At 63.2% G+C, this 10,322-nt stretch carries 8 protein-coding genes; 4 read left to right on the forward strand and 4 right to left on the reverse strand.

Annotation, left to right across the window (positions count from 1 at the left end; translation table 11 throughout):
• The first annotated feature begins 19 nt into the window (after nucleotides 1-19).
• Both MAMT_RS01815 and MAMT_RS01820 read left to right on the forward strand, forming a co-directional pair.
• The gene (locus tag MAMT_RS01815) at nucleotides 20-733 is read left to right on the forward strand and encodes a metal-dependent hydrolase (RefSeq protein WP_142659237.1); all 714 of its coding nucleotides are present in this window, start codon (nucleotides 20-22) and stop codon (nucleotides 731-733) included.
• On the forward strand, nucleotides 730-2,853 hold the full coding sequence (locus MAMT_RS01820) for a thioredoxin domain-containing protein (RefSeq protein WP_142659238.1): 2,124 nt from the start codon (nucleotides 730-732) through the stop codon (nucleotides 2,851-2,853). The genes MAMT_RS01815 and MAMT_RS01820 overlap by 4 nt, the downstream gene beginning before the upstream one ends.
• Here MAMT_RS01820 and MAMT_RS01825 read toward each other — a convergent pair.
• Entirely contained in the window at nucleotides 2,836-3,846 is a 1,011-nt protein-coding gene (locus tag MAMT_RS01825; protein ID WP_142659239.1) for a quinone-dependent dihydroorotate dehydrogenase, read from the reverse strand. The two genes, MAMT_RS01820 and MAMT_RS01825, sit on opposite strands and share 18 nt — an antisense overlap.
• Nucleotides 3,847-3,961: 115 nt before the next feature.
• Between MAMT_RS01825 and MAMT_RS01830 the strand changes: the two genes are divergently transcribed.
• Complete coding sequence (locus MAMT_RS01830; RefSeq protein ID WP_142659240.1) at nucleotides 3,962-4,570, forward strand: RNA ligase partner protein; 609 nt, start codon at nucleotides 3,962-3,964, stop codon at nucleotides 4,568-4,570.
• Here the strand turns inward: MAMT_RS01830 and MAMT_RS01835 are convergent.
• Both MAMT_RS01835 and mnmE read right to left on the reverse strand, forming a co-directional pair.
• Nucleotides 4,517-5,611: an RNA ligase gene (locus MAMT_RS01835; RefSeq protein WP_142659241.1), complete on the reverse strand. Its 1,095-nt coding sequence runs from the start codon at nucleotides 5,609-5,611 to the stop codon at nucleotides 4,517-4,519. The two genes, MAMT_RS01830 and MAMT_RS01835, sit on opposite strands and share 54 nt — an antisense overlap.
• A gap of 36 nt (nucleotides 5,612-5,647) precedes the next feature.
• On the reverse strand, nucleotides 5,648-6,976 hold the full coding sequence (mnmE, locus tag MAMT_RS01840) for a tRNA uridine-5-carboxymethylaminomethyl(34) synthesis GTPase MnmE (protein ID WP_142659242.1): 1,329 nt from the start codon (nucleotides 6,974-6,976) through the stop codon (nucleotides 5,648-5,650).
• 233 nt (nucleotides 6,977-7,209) lie between these two features.
• Here mnmE and priA point away from each other — a divergent pair, with 233 nt between their 5' ends.
• A complete protein-coding gene (gene priA, locus MAMT_RS01845) occupies nucleotides 7,210-9,489 on the forward strand; it encodes a replication restart helicase PriA (protein ID WP_142659243.1) in 2,280 nt (759 codons plus the stop codon).
• Nucleotides 9,490-9,501: 12 nt separating this feature from the next.
• On the opposite strand, the gene MAMT_RS01850 is transcribed toward priA, so the two are convergent.
• The gene (locus MAMT_RS01850; RefSeq protein WP_142659244.1) at nucleotides 9,502-10,059 is read right to left on the reverse strand and encodes a peroxiredoxin; all 558 of its coding nucleotides are present in this window, start codon (nucleotides 10,057-10,059) and stop codon (nucleotides 9,502-9,504) included.
• Nucleotides 10,060-10,322 lie beyond the last annotated feature (263 nt).

Consider the following 10,322-nt stretch of genomic DNA (forward strand, 5'->3'; position numbering starts at 1 on the left):
ACGGGGTAGACTGAGGTTCATGGAGGTCACTTATTACGGGCACTCCTGCTTCGCATTGAAGGTCGGCGGCTCATCCCTCCTTTTCGATCCCTTTCTCACCGGGAATCCGCTTGCGGCCGATTTGCGGATCGAAGAGATTCCCGCCGACTATCTTTTGGTCTCGCATGGGCATCCGGATCACATCGGGGATGCACCCGAGATTGCCGAGCGGACCGGGGCGCTCGTCGTGTCGAGCTTCGAGGTGGCGGAATGGCTGCTCAAGCGGGGGGTGGAGCGAGTCTATGCGATGAACCTGGGAGGGAAGAAGGAGTGGCCTTTCGGCGTGGTCCACTCTGTCGTCGCCCACCACTCGAGCAGCCTCCCGGACGGCAGCTACGGCGGTTCGGCGGGAGGTTTCGTGATTCGCACCTCCGAGGGGACGGTCTACTACTCCGGGGATACCGCACTCTTCGGGGACATGAAGCTGCTGGGGGAGATCTATCATCCCATCACCCTGGCGATTCTTCCGATCGGAGACACGTTTACCATGGGGACGGATGACGCGATTCGCGCGGCGGAGCTTCTCGGTTGTCGGAATGTGATGGGAGTCCATTATGACACCTTCGAAGGAATTCGCATCGACAAGGGTGCGGCCCGAGAGGCTTTTTCGGCCGCGGAGCTCAACCTGTATCTCCTGCCGATCGGCGGAACATTGACGGTTTCGGAAACCGGACGGGTTTCGGAAGAACCATGAACCGATTGGCCGCGGCAAAAAGCCCCTATCTCCGGCAGCATGCGGCCAATCCGGTCGACTGGTATCCCTGGGGAAGCGAGGCTTTCGCCAAGGCGAAAGCAGAGGGAAAGCCGATCTTTCTTTCGATCGGATATGCGACCTGCCACTGGTGCCATGTGATGGCGCACGAATCCTTCGAAGACGAGAAGGTCGCGGAGCGGCTCAATCGGGTGTTTGTGCCGATCAAGGTCGACCGAGAGGAGCGGCCTGACGTGGATCAGGCCTACATGGCCTTTGTCCAGGCCGCCACCGGGCGGGGAGGTTGGCCCATGAGCGTCTGGCTGACCCCGGATCTCAAGCCGTTTTACGGAGGAACCTACTTCCCGAAAAGCGATCGGTGGGGGTTACTGGGATTCCTTTCCGTTTTGGACCAGATTGCCGAGCTCTGGTCGCGTCATCGGGAGGATCTGGTGCTCCGCGGCGAGGAGATCGCGGGGCGGCTCCGAGAAGCCTTGGCCGGAAGCCGTCCAGGCCCGCCGGAGGGAGGTCGGGCGGCGGATCGCGCATTCGAGGAGTTTTCGAGAGCGTTCGATCCGGAATGGGGCGGCTTTGGCCCCAAGCCGAAGTTTCCTCGGCCCGCCGCGCTCCACTTCCTCCTTCGCTATGCCGCCACGAACCGGGGACGGCCCCAAGGGGAACGTGCCCTCTCGATCGTTCGGCAGACCCTCGAGGCGATGACTCGCGGAGGAATTCGAGATCAGATCGGCGGCGGCTTCCATCGTTATTCGGTCGATCGGTTCTGGCGGGTCCCCCATTTCGAGAAGATGCTCTACGATCAGGCGCAACTCGCCTCCGTCTACCTGGAAAGCTTCTGTTGCAATGGTGGCGCGCGATCCGAATCGATCGTTCGCGAGATTCTCGACTATCTCTTGCGCGATCTCGCGTTTGCCGACGGGGGATTTGCCTCGGCGGAAGATGCGGACAGCCTCTCTCCCGAGGGTGGGCCTGCCCGGGAGGGCGCCTTTTATCTTTGGACCTACCGGGAGCTCGCGGAGGTTCTGGAGCCCGAGGAATTGGCGTTGGTTGTCGAGCTCTGGGGGGTGCGGCCTGAAGGAAATATCCCGGCGGATGCCGATCCTCACCAGGAACTGGCCGGGAGCAACATTCTCTTCGAGAGCGAGCCGATCGAGGAGATTGCCAGCCGGCGAGGTCTTTCGCCCGGAGAAGCGGAGAGGCTCCGGAGTGCCGTGGCCGGCAAGCTGGTGCGGGCGCGCAGCCGAAGGCCTCGGCCCGCGAAAGACGACAAGGTAGTGCTCGGCTGGAACGCTCTGGCCGTTTCGGCGCTCGCCCGCGCGGGGCTGCTGCTGGGCGAGGAGCGTTACCGGGAAGCGGCGGAACGCACGATGGGGTTTCTCCTTTCGGCGCTTTTCGAGCCGGCCACGGGAAAGCTCTTTCGCCTCTATCGAGAGGGGCGGGGCGAGGTCGAGGCCTTTGCCGGCGATTATGCGATGCTGGTGGCGGCCCTCCTCGATCTCTTCGAGGTTACGCAGGAGGCCGGATGGGTGGAAAAGGCGCTCTTCTTCCAAGACCGGATGGAAGCCCTTTTCCGCGATCCCGAATCGGGCGCCTATTGGACGAGCGGGGAGAAAGCGAGCCCGGTCCCCTTCCGGATGCGGGAAGAGTACGACGGAGCGGAGCCGGCGGCGATCTCGATTGCGGCGGCCAACCTCCTGCGCCTTGCCGCCCTGCTGCCCGAAGAGAGGTGGCCTGGGCGGCTCGAAGCCCTCTTTCGAGCCGAAGCCGACCGGCTCGCCGACGGACCGACGGCTCTGCCGCAGCTCTTGGCAGCCTATCTCGACTCGACCCGTCCCCGCACCTCGGTGGCCGTCGTGGGCGCGCGGGACGACCCGCGAACCCGGTCCCTCTTCGCGTCGGCGATGTCCGGCCTCTCTTACCGGAAGCTTCTTCTTTGGATCGAGCCGGGCAAGCGCTTTCCTTTTTTGGGCGAGCAGGAGGCCTTCTACCTCTCGCTCCCTGCGCGGGAGGAGGGTCCCGTCGCCTACCTCTGCCAATCCTTTGCCTGCTCCGAGCCCATTTCCGATCCGGAAACGCTCCGCGAACGCTTACGAGCGGCCTCTTAAGAGGCCGAGGCCGATGTCCCGGGCGAAGCTCGGCCCGCGGAAGACAAAACCCGTATACGCTTCGAGAAGGACGGCTCCCGCATCGAGCTTCTCCTGGGCGTCGGCGGCATCGAAGATCCCGCCGGCGGCGACGAGGGGCAGGCGGCCTGCGCTTTCCCGGGCCAGGAAACGGATCGTCTCGGTGCTCCGCTGGGCCAGCGGCCTGCCGCTCAGCCCGCCTACCAGGCCGCGCGGACCGGGGGTCGGCAGGGTATTCGTCGCAACCAAGCCGTCGCAGGGAGCGCGCAGAAGCAGTTCGAGAATCGCGCCTAGCTCTTTTTCCCCGAGATCGGGCGCGATCTTCACCAGGATCGGCTTGGCGGGGGGCGGGTTGGCTCCGGCGACCGCTTCCAGCACGGTTTGCAGATGCTTCTCCTGTTGGAGGGATCGCAGCCCGGGAGTGTTCGGCGAGCTGAGGTTGAGCACGAAAAAGTCGCCGTAGGGCCGCAGGAGGGAGAAGGCACGCGTGTAATCGCCGGCGGCCCGATCGAGATCGGTCTGCCGGGATTTGCCCACATTGATGCCCACCGGAAAGTTTGGCCACTGCTTCTTGGCCCGGCGACGAGCGAGCCGGAGGGCGACCCGCTCTGCACCCTCGCTGGGGAAGCCAAGCCGATTCCAGAGGGCTTCGGATTGCGGCAGGCGCTGGAGGCGCGGTGCAGGGTTGGGTTCTTGCGGGACGGGAGTCACCGTGCCGATCTCGCAGAAGCCGAATCCCAAAGCCTCCCAAGTGGCGAGCGCAACGCCGTTCTTATCGAAGCCGGCGGCAAGACCAAGCGGGCTCGGAAAACGGAGACCCCAGACCGTCCGTTCGAGGCCTGAGGGTAGAGGAGGCAAGAGCAGCCGGAGGAAGCCTTCCGCCCGAGAATGGGCGCAAAGAGAAAGGGCGATCCGGTGCGCGCTTTCCGGAGGGAGACAAAAGAGAAGAGGGCGGAGGAGCGTTCGGTAGAGCACAAGGGAAGTTTCCGGAAGTCCGGCGGCCTTGACAATCCGTAAGCCGCAGAACGGGAAGGAACAAACGGCTGGATTGCCGGAGGAGGAGACCTTAGTCTAGGGATAAGCAGGGCCCATGCACCGGTTTGTCCTCGATACGAGCGTTTTCACCAATCCGGACGTCGCCTCTCAGTTCGGAGAAGACGAGGCGGCGGTGGGTAGCTTCCTCGACTTGGCCCGGCGGGTTCCTGCGGAATTTTATATGCCGCTCTCCATCTACGAAGAGTTGCGGAAGATGCGGGATCTCGAGTCTCTGATCGGATATTTCGAATCGGTGATTCGGATTCGTTCCCCCCGCAGATCGGATCTGCAGATCCCGGGAGATTTTCTATACGACTTCATCGACGAAGTCCGGAAGCGGATCGACCATGGGTTGCGCATTGCCGAGGAGCATGCCAAGCGCGCCAGCGCGGCAGCGGAGATGGGGCAGCTTCTTCACCAGCTCCGAGAGCGTTACCGGGAAACCCTGCGTCGGGGGATTCTCGACAGCCAGGGAGATGTCGACGCGGTCCTCCTTTCCTTCGAACTCGAGGGGAGCCTGGTCGCCGCCGACGAGGGAATGCGGAAGTGGGCGGATCGGATGGGGGTGATGATCGTCGATGCGCGCCACTTCCGGGAGCTGCTTTGTCATCTAGTCGAAGCGAAGGGAGCCGCCGAGAGCATTCCGGAGAAAACCCGTGGTTGAACGGTAGAGCTTCTCGAATCGGAGGACCCAGGTCCCGCCTTCGTCCTGAAGGCTGACGAGGCGGGTTTCTCCCTCATGGCCGTGGATCTGCCCAAGGGCGTCGAGGAGTCGAAGGGCATTTTCTCGGGCGTGGAAGCGGCAGCAGAAGGAGCCGGCGCATCGGCCTTGTCGAGCGGCGGCGATTCTCTCCCCAAGAGCGGAAAGGAAGGCTTTTCCCAGCCGTCGGTGCCATTCTTCCCGATCCGTCACCTCCATGTCCTCCAAGAAAAGAGCCAGCCGCAAAACCCGTTCGGTGAAATATTCCGGAGGCACATCGAGATAGCGCTCGGTCATGGAAGCGATGTCGGAGAGTTCCGCACTTCCCGTGACATATTTGGCACGGAAGCTCCGCGGCGAGTCCTCCTTGAGGACGACTCCTTCTCGCTCCTGCGCATCAAGCCGCCAGAGGATTGTCCGGAGCTCCCGCAGATCCTTCGGATCGATTCGGCCATAAAAGGGAACCTCCGGAAGGCCGAAGGATCGGGCGAGCGCGTGTCTTTCCTCGACCGGTAAAAAGCCCTCGACGCCTTGCCGGATCACGTCGAAGAGAAAAAAGCCGATGCCTTGCCGCACCAGGGGAGAGGTGCCCTCGATGTAGGGCGTCTCAGGTCCGGTCACCTCCCCACAGAGAATCAGGTCCGGGTGGGCGGAGAAGATCGACGGATCGACCAAGTCGGCCCACCGGTCGGTCGTAAAGGGGCAGACGAGCCCCCCGCGGGTGGCGGCATAAATCTCATCGCCGGCGCGGAAAATCCGCACATTGTAGCCGTCGACCTTTTCTTCGACCCAGAATGGGGCGTGGAACTGCGTGAGAATTCCGGACAGGGTCTGGACCCGGCCGATCTTCGGATAGCCGGGCACGACGACCCCTTCGGCGAAGAGAGTGCCGCGCGGAAGGCCCTGCCATTCATGGAGAAGCCGGGCATATGGCCAGCGGCCGAAAGATTCTTGCTTCGCCTTTTTCGCAACGATCGCCGCGTGAATGTCGGATTCGGGAATCACCTTCTGCCTTCCGCCTCCTCTAAGGGGATTGGGGTCTCACTTCCCGATGCAGAACCGCCGGAAGATCTCATCGAGAATCTCTTCGCTGGTAACCGCCCCCAGGACCTCTGCCACGGCTTGCAGAGCAGCGCGCAGCTCCAGACACCAGAGTTCGCAGGCCAGCCCGCTTCGGAAGGCGTCGGAAGCCCGCTCCAAAGCTGCTACGGCACGCCGAAGAGCGGCTTCCTGTCGGGCATTGACTGCGCTCCCGGTCACCGCTTCCGGGGCGAGGGCGGCGATTTCCTGGTAAATCCGGCGATCGAGCTCTTCCAAGCCCTGACCGGTGAGCGTGGAGACGCAGAGCTGCGACCGGCGCTCCGCGTGGATGCCTAAGTCGGATTTGTTGGCCACGAGCAGGTACCGTTGATGCGGGAGCAGGGTCGGAAGGCGAAAGTTGTCGCTCTCGGGCGGCTCCGGCGCGGTCGACACATGGATGACGATCTCCGCAAACCGAAGAGCCTCCTCGGCGCGGCGAATCCCTTCGGCCTCGACCGGGTGTTCGGCGAGTCGATGGCCGGCCGTGTCGACGAGGCGGACTGGAAAGCCGTGGATCTGGCAGAGGGATTCGATCGTATCCCGCGTCGTGCCGGGATGAGGAGAAACGATGGCCCGGTTTTGGCGCAGGAGGGCGTTGAAGAGGCTGGATTTCCCGACATTGGGAGACCCGGCGAGAACCACGACGATGCCCTCCCGGAGCAGGCGGCCCGTCGGAGCGGTGCCGGCGAGGCCGGAAAGCTCACTCCTCAATCGGTCGATGCGGCGGAGCAGGCTCTCTCCGACCTCCGGATCGATGTCTTCTTCCGGAAAATCGAGATGGGCTTCCGCGTGAGCAACGAGTTCCAGGAGGATGACCCTGGCTTCGGCGAGCTTCCCGCCGAGCCTTCCCTCTTTCATTTCCTGAGCGGCAGCGAGGGCGAGAAGACTCCCGGCATGAATAAGATCCGCAATCGCTTCGGCCTGGGTCAGGTCGAGCTTGCCGTGGAGAAAGGCGCGCTGGGTGAACTCTCCGGGAAGAGCTGCTCGGGCACCCCGGGAGAAATAGGCGGCGAGGATCCTGTCGACCAGGAGTGGATTCCCGTGGCAGGAGATCTCGATCATCTCCTCTCCGGTGTACGAACGGGGCTGCTGCCAATAGAGAAGAACCGCATCGTCTAGTCTCTCTTCCGCATCCCAGAGTTCCCGATGCCAAGCTTTCTGGGGTAGCCAGGAAACCGGTTTCCTCAGCAGGAGTTCGGTGATTTCCCGGGATCGCGGACCGCTGACTCGAATCACGGCCAAGGCCGCCGGGGCCGCCGGAGTGGCGAGTGCCGCAATGGTCTCATTCATGCAGGGTAACCGATTCAATCTGCCGTTTTCTCCTGCTTCTGTCATCTGCTTCGTCGGGACTTGGGTTTTTGTCCCTCCTCGCCGGTTGTCGTCCCAGCGCTCCGGCGGAAAACCTGCGCCCCATCTTGTCTCCAGTCCCATTCGCGGCACCTCGGGCACGAACTTTGTGAAACAGGCAGGTGAAGAACATTGGTGGGAGGTTCCCTGCAGGATACGATCGCACGTCTCGGACCATGGCAAGCCAACTCTTCGAAGGTCAGGAGTTTCGTTCGGATCAGCGAGGTTCCGTCGCCCGGGTGCTTCTGGAGCGAAAGCGGGACTGTCTGCTCGATTACGCCGTTCCGGAGAGGCTGGTGAAGCAGATCGAGGTTGGCGCTCATGTCCGGGTCCCCTTGCGGCGTGCCGAGACGACGGGATGGGTGATCAGTTTCCCGGCGAGGCCTGCCGTCGAAGGGCTGCGCGAGCTCTCCGCGATTTCTTCGGAGCCCTTTCATCTTTCGGCCACGCTCCTCCACTTGGCCGAGTGGGTCGCCGGCTACTACTGCGCCCCACTGGCCGCGACGCTCGCCTGCATCTTGCCTGCACCGGTGCGCCGGGCGAGAACGCAGGAGCAGCTTCTGGTCGCCTGCCTACCCGGGTGGGAGGAAGCAGCGGTGGATCGGCTGGGCTGCTCTCCTCGCGAGAAACGGGCATGGGCACGATTGCGTGAACTCGGACCCAGTTGGTTGACGGAACTCTGCGCGAGCACGGGCACAGGGCCGCAAATCTGGAAAAAGCTCGTGGAGCGGGGGCTTGTCGAGCTGCGGAAGGCGCAGAGGGCGAGGCATCCCTTGGGGAGTCTTCCCCCGGGACCCGGAGAGCTTCCGGTCTTGACCGAAGATCAGGCGGGGGCGTTCGAAGCGGTTCGCACGGCCATTCGGCAAAATGGTTTTTCTCCCTTTCTCCTTTTCGGCGTCACGGGGAGCGGCAAAACGGAGGTCTATCTTCGGTCGGTGGGAGAGGCGCTCTCCCAGGGAAGATCCGCCCTGGTCCTAGTCCCGGAGATCGCCTTGACCCCGCAGCTCGTGGAGCAGGTGCAGAGCCGATTCGGCGATCGACCCGGAAAAGTTGCTCTCTGGCACAGCCGGCTTTCGGCGGGAGAAAGACATGACCAGTGGCGGGATATCGTCTGCGGACGGGCAAGAGTCGTCGTGGGCGCGCGTTCCGCGGTCTTTGCTCCACTGCGTGGACTCGGCCTCATCGTCGTCGACGAGGAACACGAGAGCGCCTACAAGCAGGGAGAAACTCCGCGCTATCACGCCAGAGATGTCGCCGTGATGCGCGCTCGCCGGGAAGGCATTCCTGTGCTCTTAGGCTCCGCTTGTCCTTCTCTGGAGTCCTATGCCAATGCCCTCGCGGGAAAATATCGTCTGCTCGAGTTGCGCGTGCGCGTCGAGGACCGGCCTCTCCCTCTTGTCCGCATCGTCGATCTCCGTCGACGGGCGAAGAAGAGCAGAGCGGTCGTGGGAGCCTCCTCTCCCGAAAGACCCTGGCTTTCCCCTGAGCTCCAGGAAGAGTTGGCGAAGCGGTTGGCGCTGCGGGAGCAGGCGATTCTCTACGTCAATCGGCGTGGTTATGCGCGAGTCCTCCAATGTTCGGATTGCGGAGCCGTGAAGGAGTGCCCGCACTGCAGCGTCGCTCTGACCTACCATCGGGCGGGCGAAAACCTCCGCTGTCACTTCTGCGGCCACTCCGAGCCCTTTCCGACCGCTTGTTCCGCCTGCCCCGGTGGACGCTTCGATGCGCTGGGTACCGGAACGGAGCGCATCGTCGAGTCCGTCGAGGCGGCTTTTCCGTCGGCAAAGGTCTTGCGAATGGATTCAGACTCGATGGCAAAAAAGGGCGCTCTGCCGGACGCCTTGCGGGCATTTGCCGAGCGCCGCTTCGACATCCTCGTGGGAACCCAGATGGTAGCCAAAGGGCTCCATTTTCCGAGAGTCACCCTGGTCGGGGTTGTGCAGATCGACGGACTCCTCCACATGCCCGACTTCCGCTCCGCGGAAAGGGCCTTCCAGCAGCTTCTTCAAGTTGCGGGGCGCTCCGGGCGGGGGGAAACGCGGGGTGTCGTCTACGTCCAAACCCGCTGTCCGGTTCACCCCGCGATTCAGTTCGCGCGGCACCACGACTATCGCGGCTTTGCCGAGCAGGATCTCGACTTTCGCACTTCGTTCGGCTATCCGCCGGCAACGCGCCTTCTCCTCCTAATCTGGAAGAGCCGCAGCGATGAGCTCTGTCGGCGAGCGGCGGAAAGCGAGGCTGGCGAGATTCGCCGGAGGCTCGACGGCCTCGCCGAGGGGGGAGAGATCCTCCCCGCCCCGATCCTGCGGCTCCAAGGAGCCTTCCGCTATCAACTTCTTCTGAAGACGAACCGGATGGTCGAGGCGAGCCGAGTTCTCAAGCGATGGACGGAAACCCGAACCCGCCGCACGGAAGTCGATCTCGTCGTGGACGTCGATCCCGTCGAGTTCTTGTAGCCTGCCGGCCGCTCAGACTGCTGCCGGCGTGAGGAACTCCTCTCCCTTCTGCCAGTCGCAAGGGCAGAGCTCCCCCGACTGCAACGCGTCGAGCACGCGCAGCACCTCTGCGGGGTTGCGGCCGACCGAAAGATCGTTGACCGATACGAACCGAATGACGTTGTGCGGATCGACGATAAAGGTCGCTCGGAGCGCGACTCCTTCGGTCTTGTGCAGAATGCCGAGCGCGGTCGAGAGTTCGCGTTTGATGTCGGCGAGCATCGGAAAGGGGAGCCCTTTCAGGCTTGGATGGTGGAGCCGCCAGTTGAGGTGGACGAACTCGCTGTCCGTCGAAGCCCCGTAGAGCACCGCGTGGCGGTCGGTGAACTCCTTGATCCGTTCGCCGAATCCGACCAGCTCGGTCGGGCAGACGAAGGTGAAGTCCTTCGGCCAGAAAAAGATCACCTTCCACTTGCTGCCATGCGTTTCGTCGGATATGTCCGTGAACGCGGTATCGAACTTCAGGCCTTCCGGTCCTCCCTGGACGGCCTTCAAGGTAAATTTTGGCAGATGGTCGCCTACAGTCAGCATCGTTGTCTCCTACTCCGAGTTTAAAGATAAAGAATGAACTACTCACATACGACCGATGCACGGACCAGTCAAGGGAGTGACCGCATCACCTCGAGGAGCCTGCGGCCGCCTCGCGCCGGCGCAGGGCCTCGGCATAGGCCGCTTCGTACTGCCCTGCGGTCTGCGTCCAGGAGAAGAGCTTCTCCATTCCCTCGGCTCGCAGCGCGGTCACGGTCGATGGAGAGTTTTTCCAGAGTTCGATCGCCCGCCGGCAGGCGGAGGCG

The organism is Methylacidimicrobium tartarophylax (assembly GCF_902143375.2).
Taxonomy (GTDB): Bacteria; Verrucomicrobiota; Verrucomicrobiia; order Methylacidiphilales; family Methylacidiphilaceae; genus Methylacidimicrobium; species Methylacidimicrobium tartarophylax.